Here is a 14,966-nt window from a genome sequence, read left to right as displayed (position 1 = left end):
CTCTACCTGCCGCGCCAGACCGGCGCGCGCTTTTCCCGGAAGGCTGCGACCCCTTCCTCTGAATCCTCGGAAACCAGCGCCGCGATCAGCTCCGGCGTCTGCACCGCGCGGGCTTCCATGGGCGAAAGATGGGCAGTCCTGCGCAGGGTCGCCTTGATCGCCTTTACCGACAAGGGCGCCGATTTCAGGATATCGGCGACCCAGGCCTCGACCTCGGCATCGAGGTTTTCGGGCGGCACCACCGCGTTGACGAGGCCTGCGGCCCGCGCTTCGGCGGCGCTCATCATCCGCCCGGTCATCATCAGGCCAGCGGCGATATTGCGCGGGATCAGCCGTTGCAGCGCCACCATGCCGCCATCGAGCGGCAGGCGACCGACCTTCGCCTCGGGCAGGCCGAAGCGGGCGGTGTCGCTGGCGATCACGATATCGGCGCCGAGCACCATTTCCAGCCCGCCGCCGAGCGCCACGCCGTTGACGCGGGCGATCACGGGCACGGTGAGGCTCTGGCGCAGCGCGATGCCGCCGAAGCCGTTCGGGTTCATCCGCGCCCAGTATTCGAGGCCCGAAGCGCCGGAGCCGGATTTGAGGTCCGCGCCCGCGGAAAAGGCGCGCTCGCCGGCCCCGGTCAGCACCACGCAGCGGATATCCGGGTCGCCTTCGATGGCGGTCCAGATTTCCTCCAGCCGGGCCTCGGTTTGCTGATCGACGGCGTTCATCCGCTCGGGCCGGTTGATGGTGACCCGCGCGACATGGTTTTCGATGGAAAACAGAACGCTCATCCGGCTGCCCTTACCTTCGCGTCAAGGCCGAACTCGGCGATCACCTCGGCGGTGTGCTCGCCGAGTTTAGGCGGCTTGTGACGCAGCACCACGGGCGCGTCGCTCAAATGCACCGGAGAGGCGACGACCCGCAGCGGCCCGAGGAGATCATGTTCGAAATCGAGCAGCATGCCGTTGATGGCCGTCTGCGGATCGTCCAGCGCCTCGCCGAGCGCGCGTACCGGGGCGCAGAGGAGATCCTCATTCTCGAGCCGTTCGATCCAGTGCGTGGTGGTATTGGTGGCAATCACTTCTGCGAAGCGTTTCTGCAGATAGGGCTTGTTGGCGCGCTGGCTGGCAAGATCCGGATAGGTCGGCGACAGGTCCTCGATACCGAGCGCGGCGCAGATATCGCGCAACGGGTTGGCCTTGAACGCCCCGACGATCACCAGCGCGCCATCGGTGCTGTCGAATACGCCGGTGAGCGGCATCGCGGCCCAGTTCAAAACGGCATGATGCTTGCTCCACTGTGCCGCCTCCTGCATCTGCATGGCGATCATGGAGTCGTAGAGCGAAACCTCGACGCGCTGGCCGTGGCCGGTCTTCTCGCGGCAGAGAAGGGCCGCGAGCACGCCCTGCACCAGATGCATGCCGGCGGTATAGTCGCAAAGCGTGGTCGGATAGATCGAGCGCGGGATAGAGGGGTCGGAGGTCTTTTCCATGACGCCGGTCATCGCCTGCGCCAGCACATCCTGGCCGCCCTTGTGGGCATAGGGGCCGGTCGAACCGAAACCCGTGCCCGACGCGCAGATGATCTTCGGGTTGATCGCCTTCAGCGCCTCGTAGCCGAAACCGAGCCGCTCCATCACCCCGGCGCGGAAATTGTCGACCACGACATCGGCCTGGCGCACGAGATCATAGACCATCTGCTTGCCCTCTGCCGACTTGGTGTTGATCTCGACGGAGCGCTTGTTGCGGTTCAGCGAGCAGTAGACCGCATTGTTGCGGCCGGCCTCGGTGTGGTCGTCGAAGAAATGGCGCGACAGGTCGCCAGCCCCCGGACGCTCGATCTTGATCACGTCCGCCCCGAAATCAGCCAGCATCTGCGTCGCGCAGGGACCGAGCATCACCTGCGTGAAATCGATCACGCGGATGCCGGAAAGAGGAAGGCTATCGGTATTCATGGCATTGTCTTTCATTCTGCTGCTGCGGTGTTTTCAACGCGGGCGTTCGCCGAGGGGATATCGCCGGGATCGGCGCCCTGCGCGCGCATGCGCTTCTGGATGGTCGCGACATCGGCATCGCGAAGCGCCACGTTCTGTTCGAGCGCCACGGCGACGGCCACGCCCGCCGCCTCGCCCTGCGCCATGCAGGGCGGGATCTCGCGCGAAAGTTTCTGCGCCTCGCTTTCCACCGAATAGTGGCGGCCGGCGACGATCAGGTTGTCGATCCCCTTCGGCAGCAGGGCGCGGTAGGGCGTGTAGTAATCCCGGCCCCGGCAGACGCTGTCGGTAAAGTGGCGGCGGCTCTTCACATCGTCGCGGGTGACGACATATTCGCCCTGCAACAACCGGGTTTGACGGATGCCGAGCTGCTCGGCAGCGCCCAGCATCTTGGCATTCTCGAAGCCCGGCAGGTTGGCGCGCACGAAGTGCAGCAGCTTCATCATCCGCTCGCGGCCCTCGATTTCGGCGGCCAGCATGTCCTCCGGCGAGAGGCCGTCATAGCCCGGCATATGCGGGCAGTTGCACCAGACGATGCCCGGCAGCGGCGTCTTCAGCCACCACATGCCCCATGCCCCGCCGATGACCCGGCGCACCTGCCGGTCGAGCGCCTTGTATTCCTCCGGATGTTCGAATTCAAAGGCCTCGGCCTTTTCGGTATCGACATCGCAAAGCCGGAACACGGTGGTGACGATATACTGGCCGGTGAGGAACGACGCGCCGGCAGAGGCGGCGACATCGAGATCGCCGCTGGCATCGATGACCATTTTCGCCCGGATCGCCTGACGGCCGACCTTGGTCTGGCAGATGATGCCGGTGACGCAGCCGTCCTCCACCAGCGCTTCGGAGAACCAGGAATGGAGCCTGAGATTGACGCCGGCTTCCCGGACCAGGTTGAGGCTGGTGCGCTTCCAGCAGTCGGGATCGAAGGCGACGGCGTGGATGATCGGTTGCGGCATGCCGGTCTTGTGGAAGTCGATCGCCCCCCAGCGCGACCATTTGCGCCACATCTCCCAGTTCGTCAGGCAGTCTTCCGGCGGGGGATAGACCGCGCCGTCCTCCGCCGCCATCCGGTCGACGAATTCGGAGACGATGCCGGTGGTGACGATCTCGTTGCCGTCATTGACCATGTCATCCAGCACCAGAACCATGCCGCCGGAGGCCATGCCGCCGAGGTGGTGATAGCGCTCCATGAGCGTGACCGAGCAGCCGTTGCGCGCGCCCGATACCGCGGCGCTCACGCCCGCCGGTCCGCCGCCGATGACCACGACATCGCAATCGGCGACCACCGGTATCTGCTCGTCCCGTTTCAGGGCGATATGTCCGTATTTCTCTTTCATCTTGGCACAGCTCTTCCCCGGGCAGATCGCCCGTCTTGAAATTCCGGTTGAGGTTTTCCTACCAGCGCACGATCAGGCGCTCGGCGAGCGTCACGGCGACAAACAGCAGCACCGACAGGCCCGACGACAGGAACACCGTCGCGTAAAGCAGCGCGGAGCGGAAATTGAAGGTGGCATCGAGGATCAGCGCCCCGAGCCCCATATTGGCTCCCACCCATTCGCCGACGATCGCGCCGATGACGCAGGTGGTCGCCGCGATCTTCAGCGCCGAGAACAGGAACGGCAGCGACGATGGCAACCGCACCTTCCAGAACACTTCCGATTTCGACGCGGACAGAACCCGCGTCAGCTCCAGGATTTGCGGACTTGCCGAATTGAGGCCGCGCACCATGTTGACCAGCGTCGGAAAGAAGCAGATCAGCGCCGCGATCATCACCTTGGCCGTCAGCCCGGAACCGAAGATCAGCACCAGGATCGGTGCGATCGCCAGGATCGGAACCGTATTGATGAAGACGGCCAGCGGGAAGAACGCCCGTTCGACCATCCGGCTGTGCACGAAGGCGATCGCGATCAGCACCGCGACCAGATTGCCGAACAGGAAGCCCAGCACCGCTTCCAGCAATGTCGGCCAGAAATTGGCCATCAGCGTTGCGAAATCCTTGACGAAGACGAGCGCTACGTCGCTCGGCGCCGGCGCGATATAGGACGGCACGCCGAAAAGGCGGACGCCGGCCTGCCATATCAAAAGCAGGAAGATCGCGGTGCCGACCGGTATCGCCACCGAAATCAGCCGCGACAGCCGGGCCGCGCGGATTGCGGCGACATTGTCGCGCGCTTCGATATCGGCGGATATCTGAGAGATCGCCATCAGCATGTCTCCAGAATCTGGCGCAGTTCCGCCGCATGGCGGATGAACTCCGGCGTTTCGCGCTGGGCAATCGACCGGGGGCCGGGAATATCGATATCGACGATTTTCCGCAGCCGGCCCGGATGGGCCTGCAGCATCAGCACCTTCTGGCCGAGAAAGACGGCTTCCGGGATCGAGTGGGTCACGAACAGGATCGTCGCCCCCGTTTCTTCCCAGATCTTCAGGAGTTGAAGGTTGAGGTGATCGCGGGTCATCTCGTCGAGCGCGCCGAAGGGTTCATCCATCAGCAGCAGCTTCGGGTGACAGACCAGCGCCCGGGCAATCGCCACGCGTTGGCGCATGCCGCCGGAAAGCTCGTGCGGCAGCGCGTCCTCGCGGCCTTTCAGCCCGACGAGCTCCAGCAATTCGCGCGGGGTCTTGTCGCTGACAGGCAGTTTGATGCCGCGGCTGCGCCCGACCTCGAGCGGTAGTTCGACATTCTTGAGAGTGCTGCGCCACGGCAACAGGCTGGCATCCTGAAACACGAAGGCGAATTCGCGGGCAAGCCTTGCTTCCTCCGTTGACTTGCCGAACACGCTCACCTCGCCGGAGGCCGGCGGGATGAGATCGGAGACGAGACGCAGCAGCGTGGACTTGCCGCATCCCGAAGGGCCGAGGATCGACCAGAACTCGCCTTCTGCGATATCGAGGCTGAGGTCCTGGATCGCGGTGAAATCACCGAACTTCACCCAGGCATTGCGCAGCCGGGCAGCAAGCGCCTCAGCGCCTGCCTCCCGATATGCTGTCGCCGTGTTTGGCGCGTTCATGGCATCTACCCCAGCTTGGGCCGCGTATCGGCGGTGGCTTCCAGAACGGAGAGCGTCATGACCTCGTCGACGGTCGGCGCGCCGCCCTCGAACTGGTCGAGTGCCTTGTAGATGTCGATCTGGTCCTGCCAGTTTTCGGTGGTCATCGTGCCCCAGCCGTGTTCCTTCGTGGTCTCGTTGAAGGAGTAATCGAGCACCAGCGGCACGGCCTGCATCTCTGCGGCCTTGTCGAAATTAGGATAGGCCTCGACCAGATAATCGACCGCCTTTTCCGGGTTTTCGCGGGCAAAGCCCCAGCCGCGGGAGATCGCCCGGATCATCGCGTCAACCTTGTCGCCGTGGTCGGCAAGCGTGCTGTCGGTCACGTAGAACGGGTTGGCATAAAGCTTGATGCCGGCATCCCAGAGGGTCATGTCGACGCGCTGGTCGCCGAGGATTTCGAGCGCCTTCACATTGGTCTTCCAGCCCGTGATCGCATCGACCTGGCCGGTCATCAGCGGGTTCATGTCGGAACCGATGATCACCAGTTCGACCTGATCTTCCGGAATGTTGTTCTTGGCGAGCAGCGCCCTGAACAGAATGCGTCCGGTGGCCTGCGTCCCGATCTTCTTGCCGATCATATCTTCCGGCTTGGTGATCGGTTTCTCCTTCAGCGAGAAATAGGTGTAGGGATGCTGCTGATAGCCGGCGGCAATGCACTTGACCGGAATGCCGGCCGCGCGCGCCAGCATCAGCGACGGGCTGGACGAGACCTGACCGAGATTGGCGCGTCCGGAGGCGACGGAGGCGACGCCATCGATGTTCGGGCCGCCCGGAATGATCTCGAATTCGAGACCTTCCTCGGCGAAATAGCCAAGCTTGTTGGCGCAGATCTCGCCGAGATTGCCGTTGGAGGCGAGCCAGCCGAGCTGCATGGTGACCTTGAAGGTATCCGCTGCCCGTGATGGCGTGAATGAAATCAGGCTACCCGCGCCGGCAAGGCCGGCGGCGGCGCCCATGGATTTCAGAAGCGAACGACGGCTTAGCCCGTTCGAATTGAATTGCGGCATTGATGTTCTCCCTGCCACTGGTTGCTGATGCACTGACCCGGTGTTCCCCTGCCGGTTATCAGTGACGGAAGTGTACGGAGCATATGGCGCTGCAAAAAGTGCAAAAACCTGCTAACAGTGAGGCATAAAATGCACCACCTATGGCGGAGCGCCCGATGCATTCGACATTCATGCGCTATTTCGACGAGGTTGCCCGCCAGGGATCGATCCGCAAGGCCGCGGCTGTCCTCAACGTCTCCTCGACCACGGTGAACCGGAAGATCATCGCCACGGAAAAGACGATCGGCGTGCTTCTGCTGGAGCGCACGCCCGAGGGCGTGACGCTGACAGATGCCGGGCGGATCGTGCTGGAACACTGTCGCGAGACGCTGAATGGCTACGAGCGCACCAAGATGATGCTCGACGACATTCGCGATCTGCGCTCGGGCCACATCAATATCTGCGCCATCGATTCCGTGACCTACGGTCTGCTGCCGCGCATTCTGCTCGATTTCAACAGCGTCTACCCGCAGATCACCTATTCGGTCACCACAGCGCAGCCGGATGACATCATGGAGGCGGTGGCGAGCGGCATTTGCGATATCGGGATCACCTTCACCTTCGACGTGCATCCCGGCGTGAGGATCATTTCGGAGAAGGGCGCGCCGATCGGGATCATCATGCGGCCCGACCATCCGCTTGCCACCCGCTCAAGCCTGTCGATCGCAGATCTCGACGGTCTGAAACTGGTGCGCACGGTGGATGCGCGTGGACGCAATTCGATCATCGATCAGGCGTTTACCGGCATTGCGCCGTCGCTCTCCACCAACTGCTTCACGGATACGCTGCATGTCGCCAAGCACATGATCCTGGCGGGCCGCAGTCTGGGGGTCTATACCCAGATCGGGTTCTATGACGAGATCCAGCAGCGCCGCCTGTGCTTCGTGCCGCTGCAGCAGGATGTGCTGCTGAACCTGAAGATCGGCGTCGTGATGTCCGCCGCCTCGGGCATTTCCCCGCCCGAGCGCCTGCTCGGCAACGAGATCAAGCGGGCGCTGGCGGGCCTGCGCCTCGATGCCGCGGCGCCCGGTCCGTCATAGAGCCAATCCCCGTTGCCGGGCAGGTCCGAACACAATGGGTGAGGGCGGCCCTGCCTTGCGGAGGGCTCAGGTGCCGGGGTCGTCGATGAGCGGGGTCGGTTTGGCGAGGGTTTCCAGCGCCTTGATGTCGGAAAGCCGGATCGTCGTTCCGTTGACCTCGACGCCATAAGGCTTCAGCGTGTTGAGGGCGCGCGACAGGTTTTCCGGCGTCATGCCGAGCAGGGAGGCGAGCGTGCGCTTGTCGTAGGGCAGCTCGAATTCACCGGTACCCTTGCCGAATTCATGGTTCTGCCGAAGCAGCGTGTTCGCCAATCGCTCGACGGAACTGCGCAGTTTGAGCCCCTTGTGCTCCTTGATGACATAACGGTAACTGCCGGCCATCTCCAGCACCATCGCCCTTGCGAAGGCGTCGTCGAGCTCGAAGATCGAGCGGACGTCTTCCGAGGGGATCAGCAGGATTTTCGAACGCGCCCGCGTGCGCGCCGACATCAGATAGACCGCATCCTTCAGCACGGCGGCCAGAATGAAGGGGCTGACCGGATGCACCATCGCCATGGTCGCCTCGCGGCGGTTGGCATTGGCGTAAAGCTCGACGCAGCCTTCGATGACGACATAGAGAAAGTCCGCCGGGTCGCCCTCGTGAACGAGATCGAGTTGCGGCGGGAAGGTCTGCAGATAGGCCGCCTGCATCAGCGCCTCGAAATTCTCCTCGCCCATGCTGTTGAACAGGCCGAGCGCCCGCACCTCGGGCAAATCGGATGACCGCATCACATCGCCTTGATTTTTTTCGTATCTTCAATTGATAAATTTAGCAGCAACAGCCGGCATCCGCAACAGGCCGATTTGACGATGATTTCAGCGCGGGAAGGCAATTTCACGCGCAGTTCTTGTTTGTCCCGCGCCGCCCGTCAACCTTGACTTAGGTCAACTTCGCAGGGGTGCAACGCCTTCTAACTCTCAGGCAGAATTTCCAATGAGCGGGCTTCCGCTCGAGCCTTAGGGGGCATTTCATGTCTGCAGTTGACGGTGTTTCGCGAAGCGATCAGCGCCGGGCGCTCGGTCTCAGCACGGTGGCCTTCACGGTCTGTTTCGCGGTCTGGACGATCTTCGCCATCATCGGGGTCGAAATCAAAGGCGAACTCGGCCTCTCCGAAACCCAGTTCGGCATTCTGGTGGCAACACCGGTTCTCACCGGCTCGCTGACCCGACTGATGCTCGGCATCTGGACCGAGCAATATGGCGGACGGCTGGTGTTTCCGTTGCAGATGCTGCTGGCCGCCGCGGCGACCTTTCTTCTGACCAGCGCGACAACCTATCCGCTGTTTCTGCTCGCCGCCCTTGGCGTCGGCCTTGCCGGCGGTTCCTTCGCCGTTGGCGTCACCTATGTCTCGCACTGGTATCCGCCGGAAAAGCAGGGCACCGCGCTCGGCATTTTCGGCGCCGGCAATGTCGGCGCGGCGGTGACCAAGTTCGGCGCGCCTTTCGTTATGGTGGCCTTCGGCTGGCAGGCGGTCGCCAATGTCTGGGCGTTTGCGCTTGCGGCGATCGCCGTCATCTTCTTCGTTTTTTCGAAACATGATCCGGTGTTCGAAGCCCGCCGCCGCTCCGGCGCAAAGGCCACCACGGTCGCGGCCCAGCTTGCGCCGTTGAAGAACCTGCAGGTCTGGCGCTTCTCGCTCTATTATTTCTTCGTCTTCGGCGCCTTCGTCGCGCTGGCGCTGTGGCTGCCGCATTATCTCGTCGATGTCTACGGCGTCGATATCCGCACCGCGGGCATGGCCGCGGCCGCCTTCTCGCTCTCGGCCAGCCTGTTCCGCGCCTATGGCGGTCATCTCGCCGACCGGTTCGGCGCGCGCTCGGTGATGTACTGGACCTTCGGCTTTGCGCTGCTCTTGCTGTTCATGCTGTCCTACCCGCCGACCAGCTACACGATCCACGCCAAGGGCGGCGACATCATCTTTACGACCGCGATGAGCTTCGGCGCCTTCGTGCTGATGATCTTCTGTCTCGGCTTCTTCATGAGCCTCGGCAAGGCGGCGGTCTACAAGCATATCCCGGTCTATTACCCCGACAATGTCGGCTCGGTCGGCGGTCTCGTCGGCATGATCGGCGGGCTAGGTGGCTTCGTCCTGCCGATCGTGTTCGGCACGCTTCTGGACCTGACCGGGGTCTACACCACCTGCTTCGCCTTCCTGTTCCTGCTGGTGCTCGTTGCGCTGACCTGGATGCATCTGTCGATCCGCCAGATGGAACGCCGCAACCGGGCAGGTGACGACACCCTGCCGGAACTGCCTGAATTCGAAGGCATGACGCCGAAGACATCGGCGGCGACGCTCACCGAATGGAACCCGGAAGACGCAACCTTCTGGGAAAAGACCGGGCGGAAGATTGCCAAGCGCAATCTGTGGATCTCCATTCCCGCGCTGCTTCTGGCCTTTTCGGTCTGGATGGTCTGGTCGGTCGTGGTTGCGCGGCTTCCCGCCATCGGCTTCGACTTCACCGACGCCCAGCTCTTCTGGCTGGCGGCGCTGCCGGGGCTTTCGGGCGCGACGCTCAGGATTTTCTACTCCTTCATGGTGCCAATCTTCGGGGGCAGGCTCTGGACCACGCTGTCCACCGCCTCGCTGTTGCTGCCGGCCATGGGCATCGGCTATGCCGTGCAGAACCCGGAAACGCCCTATCTGATCTTCCTGGTCCTGGCGCTTCTGTGCGGTCTCGGCGGCGGCAATTTTGCCTCGTCCATGGCCAATATCAGCTTCTTCTTCCCCAAGGCCGAAAAGGGCAACGCGCTGGCCCTGAATGCCGGTCTCGGCAATCTCGGCGTCTCGGTCATGCAGTTCCTCGTGCCGGTGGTCATCACCATGGGCGTCTTCGGCGCGCTCGGCGGCGAACCGCAGGTGCTGTCCGATGGCGGGCGGCTGTGGCTGCAGAATGCCGGCTTCGTCTGGGTGCCGTTCATCATCGCGGCCACGGTCGCCGCCTATTTCGGCATGAACGACATTGCCTCAGCCAAGGCCTCCTTCTCCGATCAGGCGGTGATCTTCTCGCGCTTCCATAACTGGATCATGTGCGTCCTTTACACCGGCACATTCGGCTCGTTCATCGGCTATTCGGCGGGTTTCCCGCTGCTGATGAAAACCCAGTTCCCCGAGGTCAATGCGCTGTCCTACGCCTTCCTCGGCCCGCTGGTCGGCGCGCTGAGCCGGGCGGGCACGGGCTGGATCTCGGACCGCTTCGGCGGCGGCCGGGTCACCTTCTGGACCTTCGTCGGCATGTTCGTCGCCGTGGTCGGCGTGCTGCAATTCCTGCCGCATGGGGGTGAGGGCGGCAGTTTCTGGGCCTTCTTCGCCTGCTTCATGGCGCTGTTCTTCCTCACTGGTGTGGGCAATGCGTCGACCTTCCAGATGATCCCGGCAATCATGCGCCGGGAAGTGCCGCGCCTGATGCCGGAACTGGATGCCGGCGCGCTGCAGAAGCAGACGGACCGCGAGAGCGCGGCGATCATCGCCTTCACCTCGGCGATCGCCGCCTATGGCGCATTCTTCATCCCCAAATCCTACGGCACCTCGATCTCGATGACCGGCGGACCGGACATGGCGCTGTGGGGCTTCGGCATCTTCTACGTCATCTGCGCCGTGCTGACCTTCTTCTTCTACACCCGCCGCAACGCGCCGGTGCCCTGCTAATCGCCCGAAACAAAGGAACGGATCATGTCTCTTCTCCTCGACCGCCTCAACTTTCTGGCGCGCAAGAATGTCGACACATTCTCCGATGGTCACGGCGTGACCACGAATGAAAATCGTGACTGGGAAGACGCCTATCGCAAGCGCTGGCAGCACGACAAGATCGTGCGTTCCACCCATGGCGTGAACTGCACGGGCTCCTGCTCGTGGAAGATCTACGTCAAGGGCGGGATCGTCACCTGGGAAACCCAGCAGACCGATTATCCCCGTACAAGGCCGGATATGCCCAATCACGAACCGCGCGGCTGTTCGCGCGGGGCCAGTTATAGCTGGTACATGTATTCGGCCAACCGGGTGAAATACCCGCTGATCCGGGCGCGGCTCCTGAAGCTCTGGCGCAGGGAACGCGCCGACAAGAGCCCGGTCGCCGCCTGGCGCGCCATTCAGGAGGACCCGGCAAAGCGCGCCGAATACATCAAGGTGCGCGGCCTTGGCGGTTTCGTGCGCGCCACCTGGGACGAGGTCAACGAGCTCATCGCGGCGGCCAATGCCTATACCGCGAAGAGGTGGGGGCCCGACCGCGTCATCGGATTTTCGCCGATCCCGGCGATGTCGATGGTCTCTTACGCGGCCGGGTCCCGCTACCTGTCGCTGCTCGGTGGCACCTGCATGTCGTTTTACGACTGGTATTGCGACCTGCCGCCGGCCTCGCCGATGACCTGGGGCGAGCAGACCGACGTGCCGGAATCCGCCGACTGGTACAATGCCGGCTTCCTGATGCTCTGGGGCTCCAACGTGCCGCAGACCCGCACGCCGGATGCGCATTTCTACACCGAGGTGCGTTACAAGGGCACGAAGTCCGTCGTCGTCTCGCCGGACTATTCGGAAGCCGCGAAATTCTCCGATCTCTGGTTGCACCCGAAGCAGGGCACCGACGCGGCCCTTGCCATGGCGCTTGGCCACGTGATCCTGCGTGAGTACCACCTCGACCGGACAGTCGATTACTTCGACGATTACTGTCGCCGCTATACCGACATGCCGATGCTGGTGCGGCTGGTGAAGAAGGACGGCCGCTACTTGCCGGAACGCTTCCTCCGCGCCTCCGACTTCAAGGATGGCCTCGGCGAGAGCAACAATCCCGAATGGAAGACGGTCGGCTTCGACGCGAAGACCGGCGCGGTCGTCGTGCCGCGCGGGTCTGCCGGCTATCGCTGGGGCGAAAAGGGCAAATGGAACCTAGAGCAGAAGGATGGCGCGGGCAGCGACATCGATCTGGTCATGAGCCTTGCGGAAAAACATGATGGCGTCGAAGACGTCGCCTTTCCCTATTTCGGCAGTCGCGCGCACGACTATTTCGAAGGCACGGACCATGACAGCGTTTTGATGCGCAAGGTGCCCGTCCGCCGGGTGGCGCTTGCGGATGGCGAGGCGGTGGTCGCGACGGTCTTCGACCTGTTCGTTGCCAATTACGGCCTCGACCGCGGCTTCGGCGGCGACAATGTCGCGAGCTCATTCGATGATGGAACGCCCTATACGCCGGCATGGGCGGAAAAGATCACCGGCGTGCCGCGCGAGCAGATCATCGCCACCGCCCGCGCCTTCGCGGGCAACGCGGAAAAGACCAATGGCCGCTCCATGGTCATTCTCGGCGCCGGTCTGAACCATTGGTACCACATGGACATGAACTATCGCGGCATCATCAACATGCTGGTGATGTGCGGCTGTATCGGCCAGTCCGGCGGCGGCTGGAGCCATTATGTCGGCCAGGAGAAACTGCGCCCGCAGACCGGCTGGCTGCCGCTCGCCTTCGGGCTCGACTGGCAGCGCCCGCCGCGTCATATGAACTCGACCTCGTTCTTCTACGCCCACACCGACCAGTGGCGCTACGAGACGGTGAAGGTCGACGAGCTGCTGTCGCCCACCGCGCCGGAAGGCCCGTGGGATGCGACGCTGATCGACTACAATATCCGCGCCGAGCGGATGGGCTGGCTGCCCTCAGCGCCGCAACTGCGGACCAACCCGCTGGAGGTCGCCCGCGCGGCGGAGGGCTCGGGCCAAAAGCCTGCGGATTATGTCGCCGATGCGCTGAAATCCGGCACGCTTTCCATGTCCTGCGAAGATCCGGATGCGGAGGAGAACTGGCCGCGCAACATGTTCGTCTGGCGCTCCAACCTGCTCGGCTCATCGGGCAAGGGCCATGAATATTTCCTCAAGCACCTGCTGGGCACTTCCCATGGCCTGCTCGGCAAGGATCTCGGCGACGAGGGCCGTCAGGAGGTGAAGGAAGCCGTCTGGCATGACGAGGCACCGGAAGGAAAGCTCGATCTGTTGGTGACCCTCGACTTCCGCATGTCGACCACCTGCGTCTATTCCGACATCGTGCTGCCGACGGCGACATGGTACGAGAAGAACGACCTCAACACCTCCGACATGCACCCCTTCATTCACCCGCTGACCAGTGCGGCCGATCCGGCCTGGCAGTCGCGCTCGGACTGGGAAATCTTCAAGGGCATCGCAAAGACGTTTTCCGAAGTCGCGCCGGAAGTGCTGGGCGTCGAAAAGGATATCGTGTTGGTGCCGACCCTGCACGACACGCCTGGTGAACTCGCCCAGCCTTTCGATGTGAAGGACTGGAAACAGGGCGAAACCGATCCGGTTCCGGGCAAGACCATGCCGACGGTTGCCGTGGTCGAGCGGGATTATCCCAATCTCTACAAGCGATTCACCTCTGTCGGGCCGCTGCTTGAAAAACTCGGCAATGGCGGCAAGGGCATTTCATGGAACACGGACCATGAGGTGGCGCTTCTTGGCCGGCTGAACGGCACGGTGACGGAAGAGGGGTCCTCGAAAGGTCGTCCGAAGATCGATACCGATATCGACGCCACCGAGGTGATCCTGTCGCTGGCGCCGGAAACCAATGGCGAGGTCGCGGTCAAGGCCTGGGAAGCGCTCTCGGCCATCACCGGGCGCGACCACACCCATCTTGCCCTTCCGAAGGAGGACGAGAAAATCCGCTTCCGCGATATCGTCGCCCAGCCGCGCAAGATCATTTCCTCGCCGACATGGTCGGGGCTGGAATCGGAAAAGGTCTGCTACAACGCCTGCTATACCAATATCCACGAGCTGATCCCGTGGCGCACGCTCTCCGGGCGGCAGCAGCTCTATCAGGACCATTTGTGGATGCGGGCCTTTGGCGAGGCCTTCTGCGTCTACCGTCCGCCGATCGATACCGGAACCGTGACGCCGGCGATCGAGGCGCGCCTCGACGGCCAGCCGCATCTGGTGCTGAACTTCATCACGCCGCACCAGAAATGGGGCATCCACTCCACCTATACCGACAACCTCTTGATGCTGACGCTCAATCGCGGCGGTCCGGTGGTGTGGATTTCGGAGCCGGATGCGGCCCGCGCCGGCATTGTCGATAACGACTGGGTCGAGGTCTACAATGCCAATGGCGCGCTGGTTGCCCGCGCGGTGGTCTCGCAGCGCATGAAGGACGGCACGATCTTCATGTACCACGCGCAGGAGAAGATCGTGAACACACCCGGCTCGCCGCTGACCGGCCAGCGCGGCGGCATTCACAACTCCGTCACCCGCGTGATCCCGAAGCCGACCCACATGATCGGCGGCTACGCCCACCAGTCCTACGGTTTCAACTACTACGGAACCGTCGGGTCCAACCGCGATGAATTCGTCGTCGTCCGCAAGCTCGAAAATGTCGACTGGATGGACGAGACCCCAAGCCTTGCTGGAAAGGAGGCCGCAGAATGAAGGTCCGCGCACAGATCGGCATGGTGCTCAATCTCGATAAATGCATCGGGTGCCACACCTGCTCCGTCACCTGCAAGAATGTCTGGACGAACCGGGAAGGCGTTGAATACGCCTGGTTCAACAATGTCGAGACCAAGCCGGGGATTGGCTTTCCCAAGGAATGGGAAAACCAGAAGAAATGGAACGGTGGCTGGGTCCGCAAGAAGAACGGCAAGATCGAGCCGAAGATGGGCGCCAAATGGCGCATCCTCGCCAAGATCTTCGCCAATCCGGATCTGCCGGAAATCGACGACTATTACGAACCCTTCGATTTCGACTACGGCCATCTCCAGACCGCCGGCGAGAGCAGGACCATGCCGACGGCACGGCCGCGCTCGAAGCTGACCGGC

Annotated in this window: 10 protein-coding genes and 1 pseudogene; 4 read left to right on the top strand and 7 right to left on the bottom strand. The window is 62.9% G+C overall.

The features are described 5' to 3' along the window. Positions 1–2 precede the first annotated feature (2 nt). The 6 genes from B4E36_RS02920 to B4E36_RS02895 are packed head-to-tail and all read right to left on the bottom strand — an operon-like array spanning position 3 to position 6,044. Entirely contained in the window at positions 3–779 is a 777-nt protein-coding gene (locus tag B4E36_RS02920; protein ID WP_292059213.1) for an enoyl-CoA hydratase-related protein, read from the bottom strand. After that, the gene (locus tag B4E36_RS02915; RefSeq protein ID WP_292059211.1) at positions 776–1,942 is read right to left on the bottom strand and encodes a CaiB/BaiF CoA transferase family protein; all 1,167 of its coding nucleotides are present in this window, start codon (positions 1,940–1,942) and stop codon (positions 776–778) included. The genes B4E36_RS02920 and B4E36_RS02915 overlap by 4 nt, the downstream gene beginning before the upstream one ends. Positions 1,943–1,953: 11 nt before the next feature. Next, a complete protein-coding gene (locus B4E36_RS02910; protein ID WP_292059209.1) occupies positions 1,954–3,321 on the bottom strand; it encodes an FAD-dependent oxidoreductase in 1,368 nt (455 codons plus the stop codon). 58 nt (positions 3,322–3,379) lie between these two features. Beyond that, positions 3,380–4,195, bottom strand: a complete 816-nt coding sequence (locus B4E36_RS02905; protein ID WP_292059208.1) for an ABC transporter permease — start codon at positions 4,193–4,195, stop codon at positions 3,380–3,382. Further along, positions 4,189–4,995, bottom strand: coding sequence for an ABC transporter ATP-binding protein (locus B4E36_RS02900; protein WP_292059206.1), 807 nt, complete (start codon positions 4,993–4,995; stop codon positions 4,189–4,191). The genes B4E36_RS02905 and B4E36_RS02900 overlap by 7 nt, the downstream gene beginning before the upstream one ends. 5 nt (positions 4,996–5,000) lie before the next feature. Next, a complete protein-coding gene (locus tag B4E36_RS02895) occupies positions 5,001–6,044 on the bottom strand; it encodes an ABC transporter substrate-binding protein (RefSeq protein WP_292059204.1) in 1,044 nt (347 codons plus the stop codon). A 155-nt stretch (positions 6,045–6,199) separates the two neighbouring features. Here B4E36_RS02895 and B4E36_RS02890 point away from each other — a divergent pair, with 155 nt between their 5' ends. Next, on the top strand, positions 6,200–7,123 hold the full coding sequence (locus tag B4E36_RS02890; protein WP_026173415.1) for a LysR family transcriptional regulator: 924 nt from the start codon (positions 6,200–6,202) through the stop codon (positions 7,121–7,123). Between the two features lie 66 nt (positions 7,124–7,189). On the opposite strand, the gene B4E36_RS02885 is transcribed toward B4E36_RS02890, so the two are convergent. Continuing rightward, positions 7,190–7,891, bottom strand: coding sequence for a helix-turn-helix domain-containing protein (locus B4E36_RS02885; RefSeq protein ID WP_292059201.1), 702 nt, complete (start codon positions 7,889–7,891; stop codon positions 7,190–7,192). Positions 7,892–8,133: 242 nt separating this feature from the next. On the opposite strand from B4E36_RS02885, the gene B4E36_RS02880 reads away from it, so the two are divergent. The 3 genes and pseudogenes from B4E36_RS02880 to narH all read left to right on the top strand — a co-directional run. Then, positions 8,134–10,809, top strand: coding sequence for an MFS transporter (locus B4E36_RS02880; RefSeq protein WP_345899955.1), 2,676 nt, complete (start codon positions 8,134–8,136; stop codon positions 10,807–10,809). Positions 10,810–10,833: 24 nt separating this feature from the next. After that, positions 10,834–14,577 carry a nitrate reductase subunit alpha gene (locus B4E36_RS02875; protein WP_345899954.1) on the top strand — a complete coding sequence of 1,248 codons (3,744 nt, stop codon included), beginning with the start codon at positions 10,834–10,836 and terminating at the stop codon, positions 14,575–14,577. Continuing rightward, positions 14,574–14,966: pseudogene (gene narH, locus B4E36_RS02870) on the top strand (nitrate reductase subunit beta); the annotation flags it as partial. The gene B4E36_RS02875 and the pseudogene narH, both read left to right, overlap by 4 nt.

It is taken from the genome of Martelella sp. UBA3392, assembly GCF_002358775.1.
Classification (GTDB): domain Bacteria; phylum Pseudomonadota; class Alphaproteobacteria; order Rhizobiales; family Rhizobiaceae; genus Martelella; species Martelella mediterranea.
The sequence above is the reverse complement of the archived record's forward strand: the minus strand, read 5'-3'. Positions and strand labels throughout refer to the sequence as shown.

Bases quoted from the DNA above. Each gene is read 5' to 3' on its own strand.
- B4E36_RS02920 (WP_292059213.1), bottom strand. From the start codon at position 779: ATGAGCGTTCTGTTTTCCATCGAAAACCATGTCGCGCGGGTCACCATC.
- B4E36_RS02915 (WP_292059211.1), bottom strand. From the start codon at position 1,942: ATGAATACCGATAGCCTTCCTCTTTCCGGCATCCGCGTGATCGATTTC.
- B4E36_RS02910 (WP_292059209.1), bottom strand. From the start codon at position 3,321: ATGAAAGAGAAATACGGACATATCGCCCTGAAACGGGACGAGCAGATA.
- B4E36_RS02905 (WP_292059208.1), bottom strand. From the start codon at position 4,195: ATGCTGATGGCGATCTCTCAGATATCCGCCGATATCGAAGCGCGCGAC.
- B4E36_RS02900 (WP_292059206.1), bottom strand. From the start codon at position 4,995: ATGAACGCGCCAAACACGGCGACAGCATATCGGGAGGCAGGCGCTGAG.
- B4E36_RS02895 (WP_292059204.1), bottom strand. From the start codon at position 6,044: ATGCCGCAATTCAATTCGAACGGGCTAAGCCGTCGTTCGCTTCTGAAA.
- B4E36_RS02890 (WP_026173415.1), top strand. From the start codon at position 6,200: ATGCATTCGACATTCATGCGCTATTTCGACGAGGTTGCCCGCCAGGGA.
- B4E36_RS02885 (WP_292059201.1), bottom strand. From the start codon at position 7,891: ATGCGGTCATCCGATTTGCCCGAGGTGCGGGCGCTCGGCCTGTTCAAC.
- B4E36_RS02880 (WP_345899955.1), top strand. From the start codon at position 8,134: ATGTCTGCAGTTGACGGTGTTTCGCGAAGCGATCAGCGCCGGGCGCTC.
- B4E36_RS02875 (WP_345899954.1), top strand. From the start codon at position 10,834: ATGTCTCTTCTCCTCGACCGCCTCAACTTTCTGGCGCGCAAGAATGTC.